General features: G+C 71.1%; 20 protein-coding genes. 15 read left to right on the top strand and 5 right to left on the bottom strand.

The annotated features are described in order from the left end of the window. Positions 1–14: 14 nt before the first annotated feature. The 5 genes from D7Y04_RS17610 (at position 15) to D7Y04_RS17585 (ending at position 3,561) form a co-directional block, all read left to right on the top strand. On the top strand, positions 15–584 hold the full coding sequence (locus D7Y04_RS17610; RefSeq protein WP_199749684.1) for a TetR/AcrR family transcriptional regulator: 570 nt from the start codon (positions 15–17) through the stop codon (positions 582–584). After that, positions 581–1,243, top strand: coding sequence for a hypothetical protein (locus D7Y04_RS17605; RefSeq protein WP_121760061.1), 663 nt, complete (start codon positions 581–583; stop codon positions 1,241–1,243). The genes D7Y04_RS17610 and D7Y04_RS17605 overlap by 4 nt, the downstream gene beginning before the upstream one ends. Next, positions 1,240–1,920, top strand: a complete 681-nt coding sequence (locus tag D7Y04_RS17600) for a TVP38/TMEM64 family protein (RefSeq protein WP_121760060.1) — start codon at positions 1,240–1,242, stop codon at positions 1,918–1,920. Before D7Y04_RS17605 ends, D7Y04_RS17600 begins: the two co-directional genes overlap by 4 nt. 321 nt (positions 1,921–2,241) lie before the next feature. Beyond that, a complete protein-coding gene (locus D7Y04_RS17590) occupies positions 2,242–3,126 on the top strand; it encodes a DMT family transporter (RefSeq protein ID WP_121760059.1) in 885 nt (294 codons plus the stop codon). 18 nt (positions 3,127–3,144) lie between these two features. Continuing rightward, positions 3,145–3,561, top strand: coding sequence for a hypothetical protein (locus D7Y04_RS17585; RefSeq protein WP_147477127.1), 417 nt, complete (start codon positions 3,145–3,147; stop codon positions 3,559–3,561). 96 nt (positions 3,562–3,657) lie between these two features. Here the strand turns inward: D7Y04_RS17585 and D7Y04_RS17580 are convergent, their stop codons facing one another. From D7Y04_RS17580 to D7Y04_RS17570, 3 genes are read right to left on the bottom strand one after another with little or no spacing between them, the layout of a single operon-like run. Then, positions 3,658–4,125, bottom strand: a complete 468-nt coding sequence (locus D7Y04_RS17580) for a hypothetical protein (protein ID WP_121760057.1) — start codon at positions 4,123–4,125, stop codon at positions 3,658–3,660. Next, complete coding sequence (locus D7Y04_RS17575) at positions 4,125–5,315, bottom strand: cysteine desulfurase-like protein (protein ID WP_121760056.1); 1,191 nt, start codon at positions 5,313–5,315, stop codon at positions 4,125–4,127. Before D7Y04_RS17575 ends, D7Y04_RS17580 begins: the two co-directional genes overlap by 1 nt. A 37-nt stretch (positions 5,316–5,352) precedes the next feature. After that, on the bottom strand, positions 5,353–5,967 hold the full coding sequence (locus D7Y04_RS17570) for a CAP domain-containing protein (RefSeq protein ID WP_121760055.1): 615 nt from the start codon (positions 5,965–5,967) through the stop codon (positions 5,353–5,355). A gap of 164 nt (positions 5,968–6,131) precedes the next feature. Between D7Y04_RS17570 and D7Y04_RS17565 the strand changes: the two genes are divergently transcribed. The 4 genes from D7Y04_RS17565 to D7Y04_RS17550 all read left to right on the top strand — a co-directional run bounded on the left by D7Y04_RS17565 (position 6,132) and on the right by D7Y04_RS17550 (position 9,708). Continuing rightward, on the top strand, positions 6,132–6,602 hold the full coding sequence (locus tag D7Y04_RS17565) for a putative toxin-antitoxin system toxin component, PIN family (protein WP_121760250.1): 471 nt from the start codon (positions 6,132–6,134) through the stop codon (positions 6,600–6,602). Between the two features lie 85 nt (positions 6,603–6,687). After that, positions 6,688–8,076, top strand: coding sequence for a LysM peptidoglycan-binding domain-containing protein (locus D7Y04_RS17560; protein ID WP_120597912.1), 1,389 nt, complete (start codon positions 6,688–6,690; stop codon positions 8,074–8,076). A 15-nt stretch (positions 8,077–8,091) separates the two neighbouring features. After that, positions 8,092–8,805, top strand: a complete 714-nt coding sequence (deoD, locus tag D7Y04_RS17555; protein WP_120597913.1) for a purine-nucleoside phosphorylase — start codon at positions 8,092–8,094, stop codon at positions 8,803–8,805. 12 nt (positions 8,806–8,817) lie between these two features. After that, on the top strand, positions 8,818–9,708 hold the full coding sequence (locus tag D7Y04_RS17550) for an alpha-ketoglutarate-dependent dioxygenase AlkB (protein WP_121760054.1): 891 nt from the start codon (positions 8,818–8,820) through the stop codon (positions 9,706–9,708). 245 nt (positions 9,709–9,953) lie between these two features. Here the strand turns inward: D7Y04_RS17550 and D7Y04_RS46545 are convergent, their stop codons facing one another. After that, positions 9,954–12,344, bottom strand: coding sequence for an RIO1 family regulatory kinase/ATPase (locus D7Y04_RS46545; RefSeq protein WP_121760053.1), 2,391 nt, complete (start codon positions 12,342–12,344; stop codon positions 9,954–9,956). 296 nt (positions 12,345–12,640) lie between these two features. Between D7Y04_RS46545 and D7Y04_RS17540 the strand changes: the two genes are divergently transcribed. Together D7Y04_RS17540 and D7Y04_RS17535 are read left to right on the top strand one after the other, a co-directional pair. Further along, positions 12,641–13,378, top strand: a complete 738-nt coding sequence (locus tag D7Y04_RS17540) for a murein L,D-transpeptidase family protein (protein WP_121760052.1) — start codon at positions 12,641–12,643, stop codon at positions 13,376–13,378. Between the two features lie 69 nt (positions 13,379–13,447). Then, positions 13,448–14,947: an amidase gene (locus D7Y04_RS17535; protein WP_158627533.1), complete on the top strand. Its 1,500-nt coding sequence runs from the start codon at positions 13,448–13,450 to the stop codon at positions 14,945–14,947. A gap of 1 nt (position 14,948) precedes the next feature. On the opposite strand, the gene D7Y04_RS45685 is transcribed toward D7Y04_RS17535, so the two are convergent. Then, entirely contained in the window at positions 14,949–16,322 is a 1,374-nt protein-coding gene (locus D7Y04_RS45685) for a TonB C-terminal domain-containing protein (protein ID WP_233601471.1), read from the bottom strand. 171 nt (positions 16,323–16,493) lie between these two features. On the opposite strand from D7Y04_RS45685, the gene D7Y04_RS46540 reads away from it, so the two are divergent. The 4 genes from D7Y04_RS46540 (at position 16,494) to D7Y04_RS17510 (ending at position 24,302) form a co-directional block, all read left to right on the top strand. Continuing rightward, positions 16,494–19,622 carry a tetratricopeptide repeat protein gene (locus D7Y04_RS46540; protein ID WP_121760050.1) on the top strand — a complete coding sequence of 1,043 codons (3,129 nt, stop codon included), beginning with the start codon at positions 16,494–16,496 and terminating at the stop codon, positions 19,620–19,622. Positions 19,623–19,688: 66 nt separating this feature from the next. Beyond that, positions 19,689–20,555: an NAD-dependent protein deacetylase gene (locus tag D7Y04_RS17520; protein ID WP_120598650.1), complete on the top strand. Its 867-nt coding sequence runs from the start codon at positions 19,689–19,691 to the stop codon at positions 20,553–20,555. Positions 20,556–20,711: 156 nt separating this feature from the next. Then, entirely contained in the window at positions 20,712–22,730 is a 2,019-nt protein-coding gene (locus D7Y04_RS17515; RefSeq protein ID WP_121760049.1) for a protein kinase, read from the top strand. Positions 22,731–22,760: 30 nt separating this feature from the next. After that, on the top strand, positions 22,761–24,302 hold the full coding sequence (locus D7Y04_RS17510) for an adenylate/guanylate cyclase domain-containing protein (protein WP_121760048.1): 1,542 nt from the start codon (positions 22,761–22,763) through the stop codon (positions 24,300–24,302). The last annotated feature ends 2 nt before the right edge of the window (positions 24,303–24,304 follow it).

Raw genomic sequence — 24,304 nt, 5'->3', positions numbered from 1 at the left:
GTCACGATGTCTGCATGGTGACGACGATGACGGAAGACGAAACCGCCGCGCGCCGAGCGAAGATCCTGCTCGCCGCGCGGTGGTGCTTCCTTAATTTTGGCTTCGCGAAGACGTCGTTCGAGGACATCGCCAAGCGGGCGCACCTCTCGCGCACGCTTCTCTACCGGGTCTTCAAGGACAAGGAAGACATCTTCAAGGCTGTCTTCGTGGACTGGCTGGTGTCGCGCCATCCCCTGGCGATGCAGGCGGCGAACACACCGGACCGCACGCCGAATGAGCGCTTGCTCGACGTATGCCGCGTGATGGTGATCGAGCCCTGGGCGGAGATGGCCGGTACGCCGATGGGCGGCGAGTTCCTCGCGGCCTGCGAGCGGATCGACCCCGAGACCGATGCGCTCCATCGCAAGATTGCGCTGCGGTGCGTGGCCTCCATCCTGGGCGATGAGGCGAGCGCCGAGGTCTTCCTCCTCGCGCTCGACGGTCTCCTCGCGGACGAGCCCAAGCCGGCGGTGCTGGAGAAACGAACAGAGCTCCTCGCGGCGCGCTTCGCCCCTCCCGCGAAGGAGAAGGGGAAGCGGAAATGAAAGTCATCATCTTTGGTGCGACCGGAATGGTTGGAGCGGGCGCCCTGCGCGAAGCGCTCAGTGCTCCTGAAGTCGAAGCTGTGCTGAGCATCGGGCGGCAGCCGTGTGGCGTCGAGCATCCGAAGCTGCGTGAGTTGCTGCTGCCGGACCTCTTCGAGTTCGCCGCCATCGAGGACCAGCTCGTTGGCTACGACGCCTGCATCTGGGCGATTGGCATCAGCTCGATGGGACTCGACGAGGCGGCCTACGCCCGATTGACCGAGGAGCTGACGCTCGTCTGGGCGCGCGCGCTCCTCCGGCTCAATCCTGACTTTTCCTTCTGCTACTGCTCCGCGGGTGGTGCTGGCGGGCGTTCGATGTGGGCGCGCGTCCGGCAGCGCGTGGAGGGGGCGCTGAAGTCCATGCCGTTCCGACATGCGGGCGCCGTCCGTCCCGGGTTCATCCGGGCTGGTCCTGGCATCCGGAGCCGCACGCGGGCCTATCAGGTCGGAGTGGTCCTGATGAAGCCACTGAACCCGCTCATTCCGTTCTTCATCCGGGTCTTCCCGTTCTTGTTCACCACTTCCGAAATCCTCGGCCGCGCGATGCTCCGTGTCGTCGAGGGGAAGGCCGATCGCTTCATCCTCGAGTCGGCCGACATCAACAGGGTTGGCGCATGAGCGCGACGACTCGCTCGCTGCGAGTCGCGAGGCTTGGCGTTGTCGCACTGGTGCTCCTCACGCTCGCGGGCGCCTGGTACTTCGACGTCTTCGCATGGCTCTCCGAGCCGAAGGCCCTGGCCCTCACGCTCGTCGAGATGGGGCTATGGGGCTACCTTGCGTTCATCGTCGCGTACACGGTGCTCCAGCCGTTCGGTGTCCCCGGGTCGATCTTCATCGTCGCGGCACCGTTGATCTGGCCGTGGCAGACCGCCTTCGCGCTTTCGATGATCGGGACGATGTCCGCGAGTGTCGTCGGCTTCTCGTTCGCGCGCTTCGTGGCGAAGGATTGGGTTTCAGCGCGCATTCCCGCGCGGTTCCGTAAGTACGACGACGCACTGGAGAAGCGCGCCTTCCAGACCGTCGTGGTGCTTCGATTGGTTCTCTGGATGCCGCAGGTGCTCCACGGGTTCCTTGGCGTCTCGAAGGTGGGGTTCTGGACCCACTTCTGGGGCTCGCTGGTGGGCTACGTGCCGCCGTTGCTCCTCGTGAGCTACCTCGGCAACGAGATGTTCGACGCGTCGGGGCGGATGCAGCCCGGCGCGTGGCCCATCCTCGGCGGCCTGCTCGTCGCCTCGCTTCTCTTCGCCGCGCTTGCCCGGGCCTTCGAGCGAGGACACCGCCTACGGAAAGCCTGAAGCACTTCCGGCATCGGTGAGCGGCAGCCCAAACCTCGACCTCCTGCTCTGCGATTTGTCGTGGATGGCCGACGTGAGACGTGCCGCCGAGGAGTTCAAGGCCCGGCACGACCGGCTGGACACCCTGGTGAACAACGCTGGCGTGACCTTGAAGGCGCCGGTGAAGGGCCGAGCGAGCAACCCTGCTCCGATGCCGTGGCCGGCCTGGGAACAGCCTCTCTCGGCGGGAACGGTAGGTCGCCCCTTCCGCATTCAGGGGCACTCTCACCACAGGATGTGAGCCGGTGAATCCGTGCGGCATCCTGGCTAGATTGCCGCGCCATGAGCGAAGTCGCCGGACGCCGTGTTTCAGCCCTGCCTCCCATTCCCGCGGTCCTCATCGCCGTGGTGAGCGTGCAGGGGGGCGCCGCGCTCGCGAAGGGGCTCTTCCCGGTGCTGGGCGCGGTGGGGGCCGCGGGCCTGCGGCTGGTGCTGGCGTCGGTGATGTTGCTGGCCTACTTCCGCCCGCCGCTGTTGCGTTACACGCGGGCGCAGTGGGCGGCCGTCGTTCCGTATGGCGTGGCGCTGGGCGTGATGAACCTCACGTATTACCTGGCCATCGCGCGCATCCCGCTGGGGCTCGCGGTGACGCTGGAGTTCGTGGGGCCCTTCGTGCTCGCGGTGGTGGGTTCGCGCAAGGCGTTGGACTTCGTGTGGGTGCTCTTCGCGGCGACGGGCATCGTGTTGATTACGCCGTGGACGGCGACCCCCGGCGGGTTGGATCCGCTGGGCGTGGTGCTGGCGCTGACGGCGGGGGCGTGCTGGGCGCTCTACATCCTGGCGGGAGGAAGGCTGTCGCGCCGAGTGCCGGAAGGGCAGGGCGTGGCGGCGGGCATGGTGGTGGCCATGCTGACGGTGCTGCCCTTCATGCTGAGCGAGGGTCACCTGGAGCGGATGACGCCAGGGCTCTTCGCCGCGGGCGTGGGCGTGGCGCTGTTGTCCAGCGCGTTGCCGTACACACTGGAGATGATGGCGCTGGGCCAGCTCTCCAGCCGCACCTTCGGCATCCTGATGAGCCTGGAGCCTGGTGTGGCCACGGTGGTGGGCTGGCTGTTCCTGCGCGAGCAGCTCACGCCCCTGCAATGGCTGGCGGTCGGGCTGGTGAGCGTCGCGTCCGCGGGAGCGACGCTGACGGCGAAGCGGCCTCCTCCGCCCGTGGAGGCGTGAGGTGGTAGGGTTTCGTGGATGCGATTGCCCTCCCCTTTGAAGGTGCGCCTCTCCTGGATGCTCGGCATGGCGAGCGTCCTGTTCGCGTCCCGGGCCTGGGCCCAAGGCGATGCGGACGGCCCGGGGCCGGTCTTCTTCTTGGGCGCCGTCGTCGTGGTGCTGGGGTTCGTCGCGGGAGGGGTGCTGCTCTTCCTCAACGTCACCGGCCGTCAGCGCAGGTACTCCCCCATCCTGGGACTTCTCACGGGCCTGGGGACGGTGGTGCTGGGGATGGGATTGAGCGAGCCGCTCTTGTCGGGCGAAGACGATGGCGTGATGAAGGTCGTCCTCTGGGGCATCGTCATCGGCGGCGTCTGCGAAATCATCGCGGCGGGATGGGCGATGCTGCGCCCCGGCCGTGACCGGAGCGCAGCGCCGAAGAATCCTCAAAGCTGACGAAGGGCTACCGCCGTGATCACCGTTGTAGTGGTGGTTCTGGCGGGTTCAAGGCGGGCAGAACAGATCCGTGATGTGTCTGGTTTGACGCTGGTGTCAGAAGTCGTGGACGACCAGGTCGAACCGGCACTGCCGCGCGAGCAGGTCCAATAGCTCATCCAGCGGAGCGTTCAATCGGTGCCTGTAGACATCCAGCCCCACCAGGGATTGATCCACCTTCAGCGCGTCCATGGCATCGCCCATGGGCCGCAGACGGCTCGCCAGCCATCGGCGCGTCCAGGCGCCTTCGGTCCGGGCCAGGAGGGGACGCCGGTCCTTCACGACCAGTTCGACATACAGGTGTCCCGACGTCTCCAGCGTGGAGCGGAATCCCTTGGGCAGGAACGTGTATGTCTTCTCCCGCCAGCCCTCGGGCTGCCGCTCCATCGCAGGCGTCAGGCAGACGAAATCCATCTCCGGCCACGCGATGAAGACAGGCTTCGCGAGCAGCGGCCAGAAGGTGACGCCCCGCGCGTCGAAGTCGACGCGCAGCGGAAGTCCTCGATGAACGATGACTCCCGGCATCAGGGCAGCGAATCCAGCGCCGCGAGCAACCGGCCCACGTCCTCCGCCGTGTTGTAGTGGAGCAACGACGCGCGCACCGCGCCGTCAGGCATGAGCCCCAGCGCGTCCGCCGCCATCGTCGCGTAGTAGTGCCCCGCCGCGACGCCCACGCCCTGTTCCGCCAGGTGCTCGGCCACGGCGCGCGGCGACAGGCCGGTCACGTTGAAACAGAAGGTGGCCACGCGCCCGGCGGATGTCTTCGGCCCGTAGAGTTGCACTCGCGGGTGCCGGGACAACTGCTCCAGCGCGGCCTCCAGCAGCGGCTGTTCCAGTTGCGCGATGCGCTGGAAGGCTCGCGTCAATCCCTCACGTCCCGGCTGTCCACCGCCCAGCACGTCACGCAGGTAGCGCAGCGAACCCAACCATCCGGCCCAGCCTTCGTGGTTCGCCGTGCCCGGCTCGAACTTCTGCGGGCCGTCATCCGGCATGAACCACAGCTTGTCCGCCGGAAGCCCCGCGAGCAGCTCGCGCCGCACGAACAGACAACCCAGGTGCGGACCGAGGACCTTGTACGGAGAGAACACCGCGAAGTCCGCGCCCCACGCGCGCACGTCCGGCAGGTGATGCGGACTGGAGTGCACCGCGTCCACGAACAGCCACGCACCCACGCCGTGCGCCACCTCCGCCGCCGCGGCCACATCCGGCGTCGCGCCCACGGAGTTCGCCGCCGCTGACAGCGCCACCAGCCGCGTGCGCGGCGTGACGAGCTTGCGCAGCTCGGAGGCCTCCAGCCGTCCCTCCGGCCAGCTCGCGCGCCAGGTCGTCACCTTCACGCCCTGCGCCTCCAGCGCGCGCCACGGGGCCGCGTTGGATTCGTGCTCCAGCTCGGAGATGACCACCTCGTCTCCCGCCTGGACGAGACGTGAGACGGCACGGCCCACCTGGAAGGTGAGCGCGGTGGCGCTGGGCCCGAGCATCACCTCGTCGGGCCGGCAGTTCAGGAACTCCGCCGTCTCCTCGCGCGCCCGGGCCTTGAGCGCGGTGGCCACGCGGGAGGCGGGGTAGGGCTGGCCCACGTTGCAGCTGCCACCCGAGAGGAATTGATGGATGGCGTCGATGCAGTGCGTGGGCACCTGCGCCCCCGCCGCGTTGTCCAGGTAGCTGAAGCCGGACCGCAGGGCGGGGAAGTGCTCGGCGAAGGGGGAGGGCATGGGACGCGAAGCATAGCCCTCCGACCTTCAGGCGGAACTACGGCGTGCCGAAGTCCTGCGTCCAGTACGCGCGGTACGTGCTGGACGGCGCGTTGTAGTAGCCGATGCCCGACTGCTTCAGCGCCCCGTTCATGATGTTGTTGCAGTGCCCGGTGCTGGCCATCCAGCCGTCCACCACCGCCTGCGCGGTGCCGTAGCCCGCGGCGATGTTCTCCGCCGCCGTCCGGTAGCTGTAGCCCGCGGACCCCATGCGCTGCCACGGCGTGGAGCCGTTGGAGCCCGTGTGGCTGAAGAAGTTGTTCGTGCCCATGTCCTTGGAGTGCTTGCGCGCCGCGCAGCGAAGCTTGTCATTGGTCGTGAGCGCCCCCACCGCCGGCTTCACCACGCCGCCACAGGTGGCGCCCGCGGCGCGGCGCTGGTTGATGAGGTTGAGCACGTCCGTCTCGAACGTCACCCAGGCCGGGTCCCACGTCGTCACGTCGTCGCAATACGCGGCGCTCGTGCTCAGCCCGTTGCCGGCGACCTCCGTCTGGACCGGCGGCACCACGACGCCTTCACCCTGCGGCGTGGGCGCCTCCTCGCCTCCACAGCCGCCCAGCAGGGCAGCGGCGCTCAGCAACGTCAGACACAGCGAACGGGTCGAGGGCTTCATGGACAGACCTTTCACCGGCGGGGGCCGGCCAGGGGGAGGGGTTCAGCGAGATGCATTCTTGTCTGTTATTCCTGGTTTCCGCCATGGACCCCCCGTGCGTTGTGATTGACGCGTGAAAGGGCAGGGTTGTGTCCGCGGTGTTGGTGACGGAAAGTTCCTGCATCGTGAAGACGCCTTCCGCTGCGCCTGCCATTCGTTCCGTGGTGCTGGACACCAATGTGGTGCTGGACGTGTTCATCTTTGATGACGCCTTCACGCGGCCGTTGGCGCAGGCGCTGCGTTCGGGCGCGCTGACGGCGTGGGCGGACCGGCACACGCTGAAGGAGCTGGCGCTGGTGCTCGCCTATCCCTCGTTCAAGCTGACGGCGGATGCGCAAGCGACGGTGCGCGACGCGTACGGCGCGCTCGTGCGCATGTCGGACGGTGAGGGCTCACCGGTGGAGCTGCCGCCGTGCCGGGACCGGGATGATCAGAAGTTCCTGGAACTGACGGCCCGCTCGGGGGCTTCATGGCTGGTGAGCAAGGACCAGCGCGTGCTGTCCATGGGCGGCGGACGGCGGCTGCCCTTCGACGTGCTCTCGCCTCGCCGTGCCTCGCAGGTGCTCGAGGCGGAAGGCTTCGGACGGAGCGCTTGAAGCAGGCAGGCAGGAGTGCGCACGGGCAGTCAAAATCGCGCTCCGCGCTTGGTGACCCGGGCATCTCGGGTCATCCTTCGCCCCGGTGCGTTCCTCACTCCTGATCCTCCTGTTCTGCGCCGGCTGCGCCGCGCGTGTCGTCACCCCCGTTCCGGCGTCGGCTCCGGCTCCGGTCCGGGCCTCGCCCGTGGAGACGCCCGCCGCGACGCCGCCCGCGCAGGCTCCGGCCGCGGCCGAACCCCAGGCCACGCCCGCCGTGAGCGCGTCCGGTGCCCCCATCGCGATGCCTTCCCCGGCGGAGGTCGCCGCCGTCGTCACCGCCGCCGCCGTGCGGGAGAACCCCTGCCCCGTGGACGCGGAGGACGAGGACGACGAGGCCACTGCGGCCACGGATGACGAAGGCGTGAGCGAGGAAGGCGAGATGCAGGCGCCGCTCGCGCCCGCCGCGCCTTCGGGGCCGCTGTACACCGCCGACCTGTCCGAGGAGGCGCTCACCGAGGCGTGGAAGAAGGACCCGGCCACGCTGGGCTCCATGTCCATTGGCTTCGTGGAGAGCGGCCGGCAGATCAACAGCGTGCGCGTGCCGGATGACAAGGATTGGCTCGTGGTGTCTCCGGAGATTGCCTATGGCACGAAGGAGACGGTGGACTACGTGGCCGCCGCCATCCGCGCCGTGCGCGCGCAGTACCCGAACGTGCCCACGCTGCGCGTCAACCGCCTGTCCACCAAGGACGGCGGCTATCTGCGCCCGCACAAGAGCCACCAGAACGGTCGCGACGTCGACCTGGGCTTCTACTACCCGACCGCGGAGCCGGTGCGTGAGCGCGAGCGGGAGCGCTACATCGACGTGGCCATGAACTGGGCGCTGGTGCGCTCGCTGGTGGTCAACACCGACGTGCAGATGATCCTCGTGGACAAGCGCGTGATGAAGGTCCTGTACGACTACGCGCTGTCCATTGGCGAGGACAAGGTGTGGCTGGATTCGCTGTTCAACGCGGGCTTCAACTCGCTCATCAAGCATGCGCGCCGGCACCGTGATCACTTCCACGTGCGCTTCTTCAACGGACGCGCGCAGGAGCTGGGCCGGCGGGTGGCGCCGCTGCTGGCGCTCCAGCCGGACCAGAACCTCATGATGTACAAGGTGCGCAACGGGGACACGCTGGGTGGCATTGCGATGCGTCACAACTCCAGCGTGGTGGCCATCAAGAAGGCCAACCGGATGCGCAACACGTTCCTGAGCCTTGGCCGGCGGCTGGTGATTCCGCTGAAGGGCCCGTGCACGCACTGCCCCATCCCCCCGCCGGTGCAGCTGCCGCCGCGCCGGATGCCTCCTCAGGCGGAGGCCCCCGCTTTGGTGAACACGGAGCCCGCGGCTTCGGGCAAGCTGCCCAACCCGTGCACTCCCGCCGCGCCGGCACCGACGCCGGTGGCCGTTCCCACGGGTGTTCCCTCCGGTCTGTCGACCGGACGCTGAAAGGCTTCTGCTTCCATGGCAACTCCGCACATCTCCGCGTCTCCCGGTGACTTCGCTGAAGTGATCCTCATGCCGGGCGACCCCCTCCGGGCGCGCTACATCTCCGAGCGCTTCCTGGAGAACGCGCGCTCCGTCACGGCGGTGCGCAACATGCTGGGCTTCACCGGCACCTTCCGGGGCAAGCGGCTGTCGGTGATGGGGCACGGCATGGGCGTGCCCTCCATCTCCATCTACGCGACGGAGCTGGTGAAGAACTACGGCGCGAAGGTGCTCATCCGCGTGGGCAGCTGCGGCGCGCTGCGCACGGACGTGAAGCTGCGCGATGTCATCGTGGCGATGGGCGCGGGCACGGACTCCAACGTGAACCGCATGCGCGTGATGGGCCACGACTTCCCGGCGGTGGCGGACTTCACGCTGGCCCGGCGCGCGGTGGAGGCGGCGGAGAAGCGCAACAAGCCGGTGCGCGTGGGCAACGTCTTCACCTCGGACCTCTTCTACCACCCGCAGGAAGCGCTCAACGCGACGCTGGAGAAGATGGGCATCCTGGCGGTGGAGATGGAGATCGCCGGCCTGTACGGCGTGGCCGCGGAGTTCGGCGCGCGGGCGCTGTCCCTGCTCACCGTGTCGGACCACATCCGCACCGGCGAGCACCTGTCGCCGGAGGACCGTCAGACGACGTTCGACGAGATGATCGAACTGGCGTTGGACGTGGCCGCCTCCGAGGCGTGAGGACCTGAGCGCATGGCCTTGCCTCCCCGCAGGGGCCCGGGTTCCCCGCTGGCGCGCAAGGCCGCGCAGCGCACGCCGGGTCACCACTACAACGCGAGCTTCCTGAACTCGGCGGACCGCACGGAGATATTGGCGTGGCTGGGGACGCTGCATCCGCTGTGGGAGGAGCGCTTTTCGAAGCACTTCCCACCGCCGGAAGGCCAGCAGCAGCGGCGGTTGCTCAGGCCGGTGTACTGGCTGGGCAACTGGCAGTTCGCGTGCCTGGACTACTACCGGCCCCCGAAGGGCGTGCAGAACCGCTGCGTGAAAGCGGAGCCGTTCCCGGCGGTGCTGGAGCGGCAGATTGAAAAGGTGGAGGCGCTGGCGCGGCGGATGTTCCGGGGCCCGGACATGCCGCAGGGCTGGCACCTCAACACCTGTCTGGTGAACTTCTACGGCAACCGGTTGGAGGACGGGCGCTGGGTGGACACCGCGCGCGTGGGCGAGCACAAGGACTTCGAGCCCGGCCCGGTGGCGTCGCTGTCGTTGGGCGAGCGCGCGCTCATCCAGTTCGTCACGTCCACGCGGCCCGGCGAGCGGGACGCGGTGGTGCTGGAGCAGTGGCTGGATGACGGAGCGCTGCAGCTCTTTGGCGGGGCGCAGTGGAAGGAGCAGACGTTCCACCGGGTGCAGCGGGTGGACACGCGCGCGGGGCACGTGATGCCGCCGGAGCTGCCGGACTTCCGCACGCGGCGCATCAACCTGACGTTCCGCTACGTGCCGGACGCGCACGTGACGCCGTTCGCGGCGCTGAGCCCGGAGGCCCGCGAGGACGTGCGCCCGTACATGGAGACGCTCGCGAAGGGCAGCCGGTTCTTCCGCGAGGAGCTGGCGCGGGAACCGCCGCCGGTGAAGGCGGAGTAGGGCGCGGCACCCTCCGGCCGGCGTGGTTCAAAACCTGTCCGACAGTCGGACAGGTTTCCGCGGTCCGGCTGGCGCCGGGGCCGACCTCGCGTCCTCTAAACTTGTCCGACAGTCGGACAGGTTTCCGCGGTCCGGCGGGTGACGGGGCTGGCCTCGCGGTCGTCTAAACCTGTCCGACAGTCGGACAGGTTTTCGCGGTGCGCTGGCGGCGGGGAGGCCTGGTAGGGCGCTCCCCTGGCCGAAGGCTAGGAGGAGCCTGTCTCGGGGTTCGAGGACGAGGCCGCGGGCGGACGGCCCACGTAGCTCACCTGGGGCGCGGAACCCCGGGACGAACGCCCCGCGCCGCGCTCCGGGCCCTGACGGGGCATCCGGGGACCGTTGTTGGGCAGGTTGCCACGCGCCTCGCGAGGACCCGAGCCTGGGCCTCGGCCATTCTGGCGCGGCTCGCCGTTCTGCTGTGGGTCGCCGTCCTGGAATGAGCCGTTGTTGCGCGGAGGCCGGCCGTTCATGCGCGACTGAGCTCCCGGATCCTCCTGGCGGGAATTGCCGTTCTGCTGCGGACGACCATTCGCGCGCCACTCATTGCGCGGAGGCCGGCCGTTGCCGTTCGGCTGTTGCGCCTGACCGTTCACCGCAGCCTCGCCGCCGTGCGGCAGGCCGTTCACAGCAGCCTCACCGCTCTCGGGCTGACCGTTCTGGCGCGACGGACCCTTCAGGCCCGACTCACCGCCACGAGACCTGCCATTCATGCGCGGCGGCCGGCTGTTCTGCTGCGACGCCTGACCGTTCTCTCCAGCGGGCTGACTGTTCGTGCGCGGCGGCCGGCCGTTCTGCTGCGACGCCTGACCGGTCTCGTCAGAGGGCTGCCTGCTCATGCGCGGCGGCCGGCCGTTCTGCTGCGACGCCTGACCGGTCTCGTCAGAGGGCTGCCTGCTCATGCGCGGCGGCCGGCCGTTCTGCTGTGGCGCCTGGTCGTTCTCACCAGCTGGCTGACCGTTCATGCGCGGAGGCCGGCCGTTCTGCTGCGGCGCCTGGCCGTTCTCACCAGCTGGCTGACCATTCATGCGCGGCGGCCGGCCGTTCTGCTGCGGCGCCTGGCCGTTCTCACCAGCTGGCTGACCGTTCATGCGCGGAGGCCGGCCGTTCTGCTGCGGCGCCTGACCGTTCTCGGCAGATGGCTGCCTGTTCATGCGCGGAGGCCGGCTGTTCTGCTGCGATGCCTGACCGTTCTCGGCAGACGGCTGGCCATTCATGCGTGGCGGCCTGCTGTTCTGCTGCGACGCCTGACCATTCTCGCCAGACGGCTGGCCGTTCATGCGCGCCTCGCCGTTGGGCGAGCGCGGCGGACGCCCATCACGGCGCGGCTCGTTGCGCGGATTGCCGTTGCGCGGCCCTCCCTGCTGCGGCCGACCGTTCATGCGTGCATCGCCCTGCGCCGCCGGAGCATTCGCGCTCTGCGCCACCGGGGCATTCGCACCCTGCGCCGGAGCGCCGTTGCGCGGTCCGCCCTGCTGCGGACGCGCGTTGTTACTGTTGGGCCGGTTGTTGCCACCGCCCTGCGCCGGACGCGCTCCCGCGTTCTGCTGCGGCCCACCGTTCCCGGGCCTCGGCGCATTGCCGGTGCGCGGCGGCGGCTTGCCACCCGACCCACCGCGCCGACGCCCATCGCGCGGGCTCGCCGTGACGACGGGCCGCCCACGCTCGCCGCCACCCTGGCGCAGCACCAGCGCCTCCAGCGCGCGCAGCTCCGCCTCTTCCTCGCTGAGCCCTTCCTCCACCGCCACGGGCGCCGGAGCCGGACGGACCTCGTTGCGCCGGGCCTCCTCCTGCTGGAGGAACCGCTCCTGCCGGGACGTCTGACGGCCGGCGCCCTGCTTGCGCGGCGCCTCGCGGAACGCTCCCGACGGCACGAAGTCCGGCGTCAGCTCGCGCCGCACGTACGCGTTCCAGATTTCGCCCGTGTCACCCGCGCGACCTGCCAGCCGGGACGAAAAGCCCGCCAGGAACTCCCGCACGTTGTCCAGGTCGCGGCGGAAGTAGAACTCCGCCTGGCTGTTGCGCGCCGCCGCCACCGTCTGCGGAAAGTCGATGATGGTCGGCCCGGACCCGCTCATCAGGATGTTGTAGGGCGACAGGTCCCCGTGAATGAGGTCCGCGCACATGGTGCGAACCACCTGGGCGCGCAGGTCCAGGTAGAGGGCCTCGGCCTCCTCGGGCGTCTGGGGCGGAGCCTCCACCAGACGGGGCGCGGGCTGTCCTTCCGCGTCCCGCACCAGCTCCATGAGGAGGATGCCCTCGTAGAACAGCACCGGCGTGGGCACGCGCACGCCTTGTGCGTGCAGCTTGTAGAGCGAGTCCGCTTCCGCGTTCTTCCACGCCTCTTCCGCGGCGGCCTGCCCGAAGCGGCTGCCCTTCTCCATGGCGCGGCGCGTGCGCGAGTTGCGCACCTCGCGGCCTTCCTTGTAGCCGGAGTTGTTGCGGAAGTTGCGCTCGTGGCGCTCCTTGTACAGCTTCGCTGCGACAACCTGGCCGGCGTGCTGGACGAGCCACACCTCCGCCTCCTTCCCCGTCTTCAGCTGGCCGATGACGGCGTCGATGATGCCGTCGGCGAGGAGGGTCTCGAGGGAGTCATTCATTCTTAAGCAAAAGGCCGGAACGGCACGGGGCGGGTAGCAACAGTCGATGCGCACACCGGCGGCCCCTGCTCGCCATGATGCACGTTGGAGATGAGAACACCGGGCCGGCCCTGGTTTCCATCGCCGTTACGCTGAACGTCAGCCAGAAAGCCCACGTACCGCTTGCTAGCAGCTTGGGAAGCAGGGGGCCAGGGGTGCCCCCGTGCCTGTAGCCTGTTCTCCGCCCACCCCTGCCCAGGGACCGGATTGACGTCCGCCCGGCGTCAAACCGTTTTCACGAAAGGAGCATTCCGCCCATGAAGGTCCTGCTCGCGTGGGGTGTCCTGTTGGCCTCGCTGTGCGCCCACGCGGAAGACCGGGTCGCGGCGGCCCGCAAGCGCCAGACGGCCGGTCTCGTCCAAACGTTCAAGGAGGCCGGGCTGTCCTGGCCGCCGGAGGAACTCTACCTGCGGGCCTTCAAGGTCGAGCGGGAGCTGGAGGTCTGGGCGGGCAAGCCGGGCCAGCCGCTGGTGAAGGTGCGCACCTTCCCCGTCTGCGCGGCCTCCGGCGACGTAGGCCCCAAGCGGGCCCAGGGCGACCTGCAAGTGCCTGAGGGCTTCTACACGGTGGACCTCTTCAACCCGAAGAGCGCGTACCACCTGTCCATGCGGGTGAGCTACCCGAACGCGCTGGACCGCAAGCAGGGCGCCGCGAAGCCCGGGGGCGACATCTACATCCACGGGGACTGCGTGAGCATCGGCTGCCTGGCCATCGAGGACGGCCCCATCGAGGAGCTGTACGTGATGGTGTCCGAAGCCCGCTCGAGCATGCGCCGCGACGTGCCGGTGCACGTGTTCCCCCGGCGGCTGGACGCGGCGGGGCTCGCGGCGCTGGAGGCCCTGTCCGGTGTCACCGACGCGCGGAAGGCCTTCTGGCGCGGCCTGGAGCCGGGCTACCGCCTCTTCGAGGAGTCCCGGCGTCCACCGAAAGTGAAGGTGGATGACTCCGCGTCCGCCTATGTGGTGTCGCCGGCTCCGCGGGCCCAGTCGCGCTGAGGAGTTGGTAGAACCGGGGGCATGGGAGGGCCGCTCCTCCGGGGCCGGCCTCAGGGGGAGTGCACGCACATGAAGTCATCTGTCCCGCTTCAGGAGTCCGGAACCGCCGGGGGCGCACGCGCGCTCGTCTCCCTCACGACGACGGAGCTGGCGGCCGCCCTGCGCGAGCGTCACGTCACCGCGGTGGAGGTGCTGGACGCCTTCCTCGCCCGCGCGCGAGCGCACAACCCCGCGCTCAATGCCGTCGTGACGTGGGACGAGGCGCAGGCCCGGAAGCGGGCGGAGGAGGCGGACGCGGCGCTGGCCCGGGGCGAGCTGTGGGGCCCGCTGCACGGCGTGCCCTTCACGGTGAAGGACGCGTTCAGCACCGGGGGCCTGCGCACGACGTCCGCCCACCCGGCCCTCGCGGAGTACGTGCCCGCGCACGACTCGACCGTGGTGGCCCGGCTCAAGGCGGCGGGGGCCATCCTCTTCGGCAAGACGAACCTGCCGCCGTTCGCGGGAGACTTCCAGACGGACGGGCCGCTCTGGGGCCGGACGAACAACCCGCATGGCCTGGGGCACACGCCGGGCGGCTCCAGCGGTGGCGCGGCGGCGGCGGTGGCGGCGGGGCTCACGCCGTTCGAGGTGGGCAGCGACATTGGCGGCTCCATCCGGCAGCCGGCGGCCTACTGCGGCATCGTGGGCATCAAGCCCACGGAGCACCGCGTCTCCACCTTCGGCCACATCCCGGACCCGCCGGACGGGCCGCGCCACGTGCGCCACATGGCGTGCGCGGGGCCGCTGGCGCGCTCGGTGGCGGACGTGCGGCTCATCCTGTCCGTCATCGAGGGCGCGGATCCTCGCGCCCCGGAGGTGCCGCCCGTCGCGCCGGTGGGAGCCGCGAAGCCCCGGGCCCTGAAGGGCCTGCGGCTGGCGTGGGCGGACACGCTGGGGCCCTTCCAGGCCGACCGCGAGACGCGTGAGCTGTTCCAGCGCTTCACCGCCGCCGCCCGCGCGGAGGGCGTCGTGGTGGAGCAGGCCGTGCCTCCGGGGCAGGACTTCACGGACCTGGTGGAGGTGTGGGGGCTGACGGAGGGCGCCGAGGTGGGCGCGCCCCTGCCTCCGCCCGTGCGCGAGGGCTACCAGCAGCAGTTCCTTCCCTTCGAGCGGGACCTGCTGGCGAAGGCCATCGTGCAGGGCACGCGCGTGGACATGACGGGCTACGGCACGGCGCTCAGCCGGCGGGACGTGCACATCGGCCTGTTGGAGGACTTCCTGTCCGGCTGGGACGCGTGGCTCGTGCCGGTGGCGATGACGGCCGCGCCGCCACACATGCCGTTCGGGGCGCCGTTGGACGTGGACGGCGTGCCTCGCGACTACCTGGAGGCCTTTGGCGGGTTCACCTGCCTGTTCAACGCGACGGGGAGCCCTGTCGTGGTCTTCCCGCTGGGGCTCACGTCGGCGGGCCTGCCGGTGGGGGCGCAGCTGGTGGGGCGGCGGTGGATGGACGGGGCGCTGCTCGACGTGGCGGAGGCGCTCCTGCCCCTGGGCGGAGGCGTGCGGTGGCCCGCGGCGTTCACGCCCTGAGTCAGTAGACGCGCAGCAGGCGCGAGCGGCATTCGAAGTGCGGGTTGCGCACGTCGATGACGTAGACCTCGCCGGTGGTCTCATCGAAGTTGCCGGCGAGCAGTCCCGCGGCGGTCAGTGCGGCGAGGTAGATGTTGTCCGCGCCCTTCTTCATCTCGCTGACCTTGCGCACGTAGACGACGCGGCCCTCCACGGCCCAGACGCTGCGGATGCCGTCCGTGTGTACGCCCATCGCGTCCGGGGGCGGCGCGGCGGACTTCCCCAGCGCGGGCGGGACGGCCTGGAGCACGTAGTCGTCGTAGGCGCGGTTGCCGCTGCGGCTGATGAGCTTCACCTCGCGCAGGAGGCCGTCCGGGCCCTGGAGCAGCTCCAGCGTGACGGTGAGCTTCGTGGTGCTGACGCCGTGGGCGAAGTCCTGGAGCTCCTCGCCCGCCTGGGAGAGGCCGCGCAGGCGGTTGTAGCCGGGCTCGTCGCGGGCGCGCTTCGCGAGGAGCTCGCCCGGCTTGGGAGGCTTGCGAGGCCCGGGCATGCTCCCGGGGGAGCCGGTGGCGCCGAACTGCCGGGCCTTCTCCGCGTAGGAGTACATCAGCTGCTTGGGGAAGCTGGGCATGTCGAAGAGGGGCGGGGCGTCCATCTGCTTCTCCAGCTGCGCGCGCAGCTGGCCGAAGTAGGGATGGATGCGGCCGGTGTCCACACGGTCGCGTGCTCGGCGTTCGTCGACGATGCCCTGCACTCGCTCCGACACGCGCGCATGTTCCTCGGCGGCGAGGGATTCGGCGGACAGGCTCGGGTCGCCGGGGCGCAGCGTGCGGCCTCCGCCCCGGGAGTTCTCCGGCGTCGTGATGATGACCCCCTTGCTCGAGCCGGGGGAGGGGAGCAGGTTCGGAGGAAGGGCACCCGGAGGCCGGTCCTCGTCTGGAGCGGGCACGCGGGTCGCGATGTCCAGGCGTGGAATGTCGTCCGCCGACGCGCGCGGAGCGTCTTCGGAAGGAGCCGGCTCTCGCGTCGCGACGGGAGGCGGAGGCGGCTCCGAGGGTTCGCGCGTCGCGGTCGCTGGTGGTGGCTCGGTCGGCGCGTCCTTCGCTGGCGCACGCGGCTTCGCGGGGGACGGTGCCGGAGGAGGGGCGCTCTTCGGCGGCTCACGCGTCGCGATGCCGGACGGTGGGGTGGCGGGCTCCCGGGCCGGGGGCGTCGGGGCCGGCGGGGGGACGGAAGGGGAGGTGATGATCTCCACCTCGACCGCCTTCTCGCGCAGCCGGGCGGTGCGTCCGGCGGACGACAGCGCGGGGTCCACTGCCCACAACAGCCCGAAGATGAGGGCGTGCAGCGCCAGGGATATCAGTCCGGCCCATCCGAGACGTCGCAACACCCTCATGCTCGGACACTTCCCAGAAAGAGCGCCCTGTCTCAACACATAGGGACGGGGGCGTTCGCGAACCGACGTCCCACCCGCCGAGCAGGCAACCCTTCAACGCATGAAACGTCCCGGGGGTGACTCGACGCCCGCCGTGAGTCCTGCTGTGCTGCCGCCTTCCTCGTGCCTCCCATGCCCCTCGCCTGTCTGGACGAACCCACGTTCATGGACCTCCTGCTCGGGACGCTGCCCTCCGACAGGGCGGCGCTCGTCGACGAGCACCTGGACACGTGCCCCTCCTGCCGGCGCATGGTGTCCGAGGCGCTGAAGGTGCAACCGCCCACGGACTCCGGGCCGGCGGTTCCGGAGGAGGAGGTCCTCGACAGCCAACTGGCGACGCTGGCCGTGGACCCGTGGCGCGGAAAGAAGCCGCGCCTGAGGCTGCCCACGCCGCCGCTCGCGCGCGGCACGGCGGTGGGGCGCTACCTCATCCTGGAGATGCTGGGCGTGGGTGGGATGAGCGTCGTGTACGCCGCCTATGACCCGGAGCTGGACCGCCGCGTCGCGCTCAAGCTCCTCCAGGTGGAGGCGCTGGGGCTGGGTGCGGAGGCCGGACGCACGCAGGTGCTGCGCGAGGCGCAGGCCATGGCCCGCGTCTCCCACCCGCACGTCGTCTCCGTCTTCGACGTGGGCACCTTCGGCCGGCAGGTCTTCCTGGCCATGGAGCTGGTGGACGCGCACACGCTGCGCAAGTGGGAGCACGACGGCCCGCACCCGTGGCGCCAGGTGGTGGAGGTCTTCCTCGCCGTGGCCCGGGGGCTCGCCGCCGCGCACGCGGTGGGTGTCGTGCACGGCGACGTGAAGCCGGAGAACATCCTCGTGGCCCAGGATGGCCGCGTGCGCGTCACCGACTTCGGCCTGTCGCGCATCATGTTCGGCGCCGTGGTCCCGCCGGTGCTGCCGGGAAGCCCCGCGCATCCGCGAGCCATGGAGGGCGGCACGCCCGCCTACATGGCCCCGGAGCAGTTCCCGCCGGAGGAGCGCACCGACGCGCGCAGCGACCAGTTCGGCTTCTGCGTCGCGCTCTACGAAGGCCTCTACGGCGAGCGCCCCTTCGCGGGCGCCACGGTGGAGGAGCTGTCCCAGGCGGTGCACGCGGGGCGCGTGAAGAGCGTGCCCCGGCACTCCGGCGTGCCGCAGTGGCTGCGCAAGGTGGTGGTGAAGGGCCTGTCGGTGAAGCCCGAGGACCGCCACGCGTCCATGGAGGCGCTCATCGCCGCGCTGGATGCGGACCCGGCGGCGCGCCGGACGCGGCGGCTGCGCGTGGCGGGCGCGTCGCTGCTGCTCCTGTCCGCGGTGGGCCTCACGCACGTCCTCAACCGCCGCGACGTCACGGGCTGCGAGGGTGCCGCCCGCGCCATGGACGGCGTGTGGGACGCGTCCCGGCAGCACGCGGTGGAGGCGGCCTTCGTCGGCACCGAGCGCCGCTTCGCGCATGACGCCTTCCGGCACGTGCGCCGGGGGCTGGACTCGTACACCGCCGCGTGGGTGACGACCCGCACTGCGGCCTGCGAGGCCACCCGCGTGCGCCACGAGCAGAGCGAAGCGGTGATGGCGCTGCGCATGCGCTGCCTGGACGCGCGGCTCGCGGACGTGGCCGCGCTCACGCAGTTGTTCACGCAGGCGGACCCGGACCTGGTGGAGCGGGCACCCCGCGCGGTGGAGGGGCTGACGCCGCTGGCGGGCTGCTCGGACGTGGAGGCGCTGACGTCGCGCGGCCACTCCTCATCCGATGACCCCGCGGCCAGGGACCGCACGGTGGCGCTGCTCCAGGCGCTCGTGGACGCAAGGGCGCTGCGCGCCGCCGGCCGCTATTCGCAGGGAGTGGCGCGCGTGGAGCCGGTGGCCCAGTCGGCACGCGCCGCGGGGGACTGGTCCGGAGCCGCGGACGCGCTGCTGCTGCTCGCGGAGTTGAAGGACGGGGCCGGGGACTACCGGGGCGCGGAGGCCACGGTGCTCCAGGCCGCGTGGACCGCGGAGGCCGGCCGCAACGACGACGCCGCCGCCCGGGCGTGGACGTTGGCGGTGCGCGTGACGGGCGAGCGGTTGGACCACTACGTCCAGGGACAGCAGGCCGCGGAGCGCGCCAGCGCCGCGGTGGAGCGGCTGGGCGCCAGCAGGGAACTGGCCGGCGCGCTCGCCATGAACCTGGGCCGGCTGTTGTCACGCCAGGGCCGCTACCCGGAGGCCCACGAGCAGCTCACCCGCGCGCTGTCCTTCCTGGAGAAGCGCTTCGGCCCGGAGGCCCTGGAGGTCGCGGACGTGCGCGTGGAGCTGGGCACCGTGCGCCGCTCACAGGGGCGCGCGGAGGAGGCCCTGGGCCTGTACGAGCGCGCATTGGGCACCGTGCGCGGAGCGCTGGGGCCCGAGCACCCGGACGTGGCGCGCATCCGCCTGGAGCAGGCCAGCGTTCGCTGGCAGCAGGGCGACTTCGTTCAGTCGGAGCGGCTGGCCCGGGGCGCGCTGGCGCTGCTGGAGCGCTCGCTGGGCCAGGACCACCCGCAGGTGGCGGACGCGCTCAACAGCCTGGCGCTGGCGCTCCAGTACCAGGGCAAGCGCGAGGAGGCGCTGCCCCTCTACGAACGCGCGCTGAGCATCGCGGAGAAGACGGAGGGGCGCGACAGCTCCACGGTGGCCATCATCGTCAACAACATCGGCACGCTGCTGGTGCACATGGGCCGGCTGGAGGAGGCCACCCAGCGCTTCTCCACGGCGCTCGAGCAGGTGGAAAAGAGCCTGGGCCCGGACCACCCCACGCTGGCGCTGGTGCTCCGGGGCATGGGCCAGACGCTCAGCTACCGCAACCAGCCGGACCAGGCCCTGCCGTACTTCCAGCGCGCCGCCGCGCTCCAGACGTCCCTGCCAGACGACGTGAACGGCGGCTGGACGGGGGCGCTGGTGGACCTGGGGCGCACGTACATGGTGCTCGGCCGTCCGCGCGAGGCGCTGGCCCCGCTGGAGCAGGCCGTCGCCGGTTGGGAACGCGCCCGGCCCCGTCCCGCGGAGCGCCCCGCCGCGCGCTACATGCTGGCCCGCGCGCTGTGGGACGCGAAGCAGGACCCGGCCCGCGCCGTCCGGCTCGCCGCCGAGGCCCGCCAGGAGGCCGCATCGCTCCCCGACGAGGAGTCCTCCGTGCCGGAGCTGCGCCAGGCGATGGACCGCTGGATCGCCAAGCTGCCCCCCGCCGCGCGCAGGGACATCAAGGCCGCCATGGCCACGCCAAAGCCCGCGGACCCCGCCAGGGACGCGCTCGTCCGGTAATCGCCTCGTCAGAAGCGCCAAGGCCCTGGAGCGAGCACGAATGGGCCACGTTATACGGAGGGTGGAATGACGCTCCTCACGGACTCCCCTGTCGCCGCCCTCCCGCCGGACGCGGGTGTGGACGCCCTGGCCAAGCTGCTGCGCGGACGCCGCGTCGTGGTGCTCACCGGAGCCGGAATCAGCACCGAGTCCGGCATCCCCGACTATCGCGGCCCGGAGACGCGCCACAAGGTGCGCAACCCCATCCAGCACCGCGAGTTCCTGCACCAGCCGGAGGTGCGTCAGCGCTACTGGGCGCGCAGCCTGCTGGGCTGGCCGCGCTTCACCACCGCCCGGCCCAACGACGCGCACTTCGCGCTCACCGCGCTGGAGAAGGCGGACGTGGTGCCCGGGCTCATCACCCAGAACGTGGACGGCCTGCACCACGCGGCGGGCAGTGAGCGCGTGCTGGAGCTGCACGGCGCGCTGTCGCGGGTGCGCTGCCTGGCGTGTGGCGCGCAGGAGCCTCGCGCGTCGCTCCAGGCGCGGATGCTGGGCCTCAATCCGGACTTCGCGCACACCGTCGTGGAGCTGCGTCCGGACGGCGACGCGGAGTTGTCGCAGGAGGCCGTGGAGGGCTTTCGCGTCCCCGCGTGCACGCGCTGTGGCGGGACGCTGAAGCCGGACGTGGTGTTCTTCGGGGACAACGTCGCGGCGCCGCTGGTGCAGGACGCGTTCGCGCTCGTGGAGGAGGGGGACGCGCTGCTGGTGGTGGGCTCGTCGCTGACGGTCTACTCCGGCTATCGCTTCGTCACGCGCGCGGCGGAGCGGCACATGCCCATTGGCATCCTCAACATCGGGGAGAGCCGGGGCGACGGCCTCGCGGATGTGCGCGTGGAGGCGCGAGCGGGGGAGGTCCTGCCCCGGCTCGCCCAGGCGCTGACCCGTACCTGACGTTCCTCCTCCCACACCGGGCGTGCAGCCGGGCCCCGGGGCTTCGGGCTCGGCACCGAATGGGCACGCCAGGGGAGGGGTCAAGTGTGCCATCATTCCCGGCTTCGCGAGGCACGCGCGCCAGGCCGTGCCCGCCGGGACGGAGACACAGGGCCGATGGACACCGGGCGCCCACTGGGCGGCAGGTACGCGCTGGAGCGCAGGATTGGCGGCGGTGGCATGGGTGCCATCTGGCGCGCGGTCGACCTGCAACTCCAGCGGCACGTGGCCCTCAAGCTCATCGCCTCCGACGTCGTCGCGCGCACGCCAGAGGCCCACCGCCACTTCGAACAGGAAGCCCAGGCCGTGGCCCGGCTGCGCCACCCGCACGTGGTGCAGGTGCACGACTCCGGCGTGGACGGCGGCATGCCGTACATCGTCATGGAGCTGCTGGAGGGCGAGGACCTGGAGACGCGCCTCACCCAGCAGGGGCGCCTGTCCCCGGCCCGCGTGGCCGCGCTCGTCACGCCGGTGTCCCGGGCGCTGGCGGCGGCGCACGCGGCGGGGCTCGTCCACCGCGACTTGAAGCCCGCCAACCTCTTCCTCGCCCACGTGGACGGGGAGGAGGTGGTGAAGGTGCTCGACTTCGGGCTCGCGCGCTCGCTCATCCCCACGAGCGCGCCCGCGCAGGCGGAGGGCCTCACCGGCACGCTGCGCTACATGAGCCCGGAGCAGCTGCGCGCCGACCCGGACCTGGACGCGAGAGCGGACCTCTGGTCGCTCGCGGTGGTGCTCTACCGCGCCCTCACCGGCCAGTTCCCCTACGGGCCTGAATCCGTGGGTGCGCTCCTGCGCGGCGCCTTCCACCCGCCCGCGGTGCCCGTCTCGCAGCTGGTGCCGGAGCTGGGCGCTGGCGGTGACGCCTTCTTCCAGCGCGCCCTGCACCCGACGCTCGCGCAGCGCTTCACCTCCGCGCGGGAGCTGGCCTCGGCCTTCGTCGCGCTGGTGGAGGCGGGCCGCGCCGGGCAGGCCGCCACGGTGCTGGTGGTGGACGACGAGCCGGACGTGGAACTGCTCATGCGCCAGCGCTTCCGCCGGCACGTGCGCGACGGCGTCTACCGCTTCGTCTTCGCGCGCGACGGCGAGGAGGCGCTGGAGGCCCTGCGCCAGCACCCGGACACGCACGCGGTGCTGTGTGACCTGAACATGCCGCGCATGGACGGGCTCACCTTCCTGTCGCGCGTGGGCGAGGTGGATCCGCTGGTGAAGGTCGTCATGGTCTCCGCGTACGGCGACCTGCCCAACCTGCGCACGGCGATGAACCGGGGCGCGTTCGACTTTCTCGTGAAGCCGGTGGACCTGGACGACCTGGAGTCCACGCTGGCCAAGACGGTGCGCCACGTGGCGGAGCTGCGCCGAGCGGTGCGCTCCACGGAGGAGAACGCGCTGCTGCGCATGTTCGTCCACGGCGGCATCGTGGACCGGGTGCTGCCGCTGGTGCGTGGCCCCGGCGCGCTCGCGGGCGAGCAGGTGGACGCCACGGTGGCCTTCCTGGACGTCGCGGACTTCACCGCCGTCACCCGCGAGCACCCGCCGGAGTCCGCGCTGCGCCGGCTCAACGCCAACTTCGAGGTCATCCTCCCGGAGCTGGAGTCGCGCGGCGGCGTGGTGGACAAGTTCCTGGGCGACGCCGTGATGGCCATCTTCCAGGGCGAAGGCCACGTGTCGCGCGCGCTGGACGCCTGCCTCGCGGTGAAGCAGCGCCTGCAGGGCCTGGCGTGGAGCGGCGGTGACGCGTCTCCGTACGCCCACGGCGTCTGCATGGGCGTGGACACCGGGCCGGTGCTGTCCGGCAACGTGGGCGCGGCCGGGCGAGGGCGCCTGGACCACACGGTGCTGGGCGATGTGGTGAACACCGCGGCCCGGCTCGCCACCGTGGCCGCGCGCGACCAGGTGTTGGTAAGCGAGACGCTGGCCGCACGGCTCCAGGACGCCTTCGACTGCCGGCTCGCCGGGGATCGCCGCCTGCCGGGGCCCGGAGGCCAGCCGCTCGCGGTGCGCGAGGTGGTGGCCCGCCACGGCAGCCAGTCCGAGTCCTCCGCGGACCGCACCTCCGAACAGGTGGCCCCCGCCGTCCTGGAAGCGCCCGCATCCCCGCCCCGGCCCGGTGCCTTCACGGCCAAGGGGCCCACCTGAAGCCCGTCCCCTCCATGCGGTCTTGAGCCCATGCGCGTCATCCTCAATCCAGGCCAGGTGGATGAACGGGTGGTGATGCTGCCGGAGGGCACCACCACCATCGGCCGCACCGAGGAGAACGGCATCCGCGTGCCGCACCCCAGCCTGTCGCGGCGCCACGCGAGGCTGGAGCGCACGGGCGGGCGCGTGGTGCTGGTGGACCTGGACAGCAAGAACGGCAGCTTCGTGGGGCCGCACCGCGTGTCGCGCCAGGAACTGGGCCACGGCCAGTCCTTTCGCTGCGGCGAGGTGTTCTTCCGGCTGGTGTCCCCGGACACGCCGCTGCCGGACGGCTGGGGCCCGCTGCGCACGCAGCCGTTGGAGACGCGCTTCTCCGGCGGATCCACCATGGAGGCCCTGCTCGACACGCGCTCGCCGGACCGCACCCGCGACAAGCTCCAGGTGCTGCTCAAGGTGGGCCAGATCCTCTCGTCCCCGGGCCCGGTGGACGGGCTGCTGGAGCGCGTGCTCCAGCTCGTCTTTCAAATCTGGGCGGTGGACCGGGCGGCGGTGCTGCTGGTGGACCGCGACACGGGGACGCTGGAGCCACGTGTGTCCCGTGGCGCGAGGGGTGGGGCGCTGCCGGAGCGCTTCTACAGCCAGCACATCGTGGACTACGTGCACTCGCGCGGCGTGGCGGCCCTCTTCACCGACGCGCAGGACGACGCGCGGCTCGTGGGCGCGGACTCCGTCTTCCGCCAGTCCATCCGCGCCTCGCTGTGCGTGCCCCTGCGCACGCGGGACGCGGTGCTGGGCGTGCTGTACCTGGACAGCCTCACGCAGGGAGGACTCTTCACCGACGAGGACCTGGAGTTCCTCACCGCCTTCGCCAACCAGGCCGCCATCTCGCTGGACCACGCGCACCTGGCGCGACGCTTGGAGGAGGAGGCGGTGCTGCGAAACGCCTACCAGCGCTTCTTCCCGCCAGACGTCGTGCGCCAGCTGAAGGCCCTGCGAGGCGTGCCGCTGGAGGTGCGCGAGGCGAACGTCACCATCCTCTTCTCCGACATCACCGGCTTCACCGCCATGTCCTCGCGCCTCAAGCCCCGGCAGGTGGTGGACATGCTCAACGCGTACTTCCCGGTGATGGCGGACGTCGTCTTCCGCCACGAGGGCACGCTGGAGAAGTACATCGGCGACGCGCTGATGGCCGTGTGGGGCGCCCCCTTCGCCCGGCCGGACGACGCGGACCGGGCCGTGCGCGCGGCCGTGGAGATGCAGCAGGCCCTGGCGGACCTCAACGCCCGTTGGCGAGCGGAAGGCGTGCCGGAGATTCAGGTGCACATCGGGCTCAACTCTGGCCCGGTGGCCGCGGGCAACATCGGCTCGGAGCGCTACCTCCAGTACGCCACCGTGGGAGACGCCACCAACGTCGCGGCCCGCGTGTGCGGTGTCGCGCGCCCGGGCGAGGTGCTGGTGACGGACGCCACGCGAGCGCTCCTGGACGCGGACGCCTTCGCGCTGGAGCCCCTGGACCCGGTGCTGGTGAAGGGCCGCGACGAGCCCCTGTCCCTCTTCCGCGTGCGCGGCTGACG

The organism is Corallococcus sp. AB038B (assembly GCF_003668955.1).
GTDB classification, from domain to species: Bacteria; Myxococcota; Myxococcia; order Myxococcales; family Myxococcaceae; genus Corallococcus; species Corallococcus exiguus.
The sequence above is the reverse complement of the archived record's forward strand: the minus strand, read 5'-3'. Positions and strand labels throughout refer to the sequence as shown.

Coding starts and splice junctions, on each gene's coding strand:
- D7Y04_RS17520 (WP_120598650.1), top strand. CDS start 19,689: ATGACGCTCCTCACGGACTCCCCTGTCGCCGCCCTCCCGCCGGACGCG.
- D7Y04_RS45685 (WP_233601471.1), bottom strand. CDS start 16,322: ATGAGGGTGTTGCGACGTCTCGGATGGGCCGGACTGATATCCCTGGCG.
- D7Y04_RS17510 (WP_121760048.1), top strand. CDS start 22,761: ATGCGCGTCATCCTCAATCCAGGCCAGGTGGATGAACGGGTGGTGATG.
- D7Y04_RS17580 (WP_121760057.1), bottom strand. CDS start 4,125: ATGCCGGGAGTCATCGTTCATCGAGGACTTCCGCTGCGCGTCGACTTC.
- D7Y04_RS17590 (WP_121760059.1), top strand. CDS start 2,242: ATGAGCGAAGTCGCCGGACGCCGTGTTTCAGCCCTGCCTCCCATTCCC.
- D7Y04_RS17585 (WP_147477127.1), top strand. CDS start 3,145: ATGCGATTGCCCTCCCCTTTGAAGGTGCGCCTCTCCTGGATGCTCGGC.
- D7Y04_RS17550 (WP_121760054.1), top strand. CDS start 8,818: ATGGCCTTGCCTCCCCGCAGGGGCCCGGGTTCCCCGCTGGCGCGCAAG.
- D7Y04_RS46540 (WP_121760050.1), top strand. CDS start 16,494: ATGCCCCTCGCCTGTCTGGACGAACCCACGTTCATGGACCTCCTGCTC.
- D7Y04_RS17575 (WP_121760056.1), bottom strand. CDS start 5,315: ATGCCCTCCCCCTTCGCCGAGCACTTCCCCGCCCTGCGGTCCGGCTTC.
- D7Y04_RS17535 (WP_158627533.1), top strand. CDS start 13,448: ATGAAGTCATCTGTCCCGCTTCAGGAGTCCGGAACCGCCGGGGGCGCA.
- D7Y04_RS46545 (WP_121760053.1), bottom strand. CDS start 12,344: ATGAATGACTCCCTCGAGACCCTCCTCGCCGACGGCATCATCGACGCC.
- D7Y04_RS17610 (WP_199749684.1), top strand. CDS start 15: ATGGTGACGACGATGACGGAAGACGAAACCGCCGCGCGCCGAGCGAAG.
- D7Y04_RS17605 (WP_121760061.1), top strand. CDS start 581: ATGAAAGTCATCATCTTTGGTGCGACCGGAATGGTTGGAGCGGGCGCC.
- deoD (WP_120597913.1), top strand. CDS start 8,092: ATGGCAACTCCGCACATCTCCGCGTCTCCCGGTGACTTCGCTGAAGTG.
- D7Y04_RS17540 (WP_121760052.1), top strand. CDS start 12,641: ATGAAGGTCCTGCTCGCGTGGGGTGTCCTGTTGGCCTCGCTGTGCGCC.
- D7Y04_RS17570 (WP_121760055.1), bottom strand. CDS start 5,967: ATGAAGCCCTCGACCCGTTCGCTGTGTCTGACGTTGCTGAGCGCCGCT.
- D7Y04_RS17600 (WP_121760060.1), top strand. CDS start 1,240: ATGAGCGCGACGACTCGCTCGCTGCGAGTCGCGAGGCTTGGCGTTGTC.
- D7Y04_RS17515 (WP_121760049.1), top strand. CDS start 20,712: ATGGACACCGGGCGCCCACTGGGCGGCAGGTACGCGCTGGAGCGCAGG.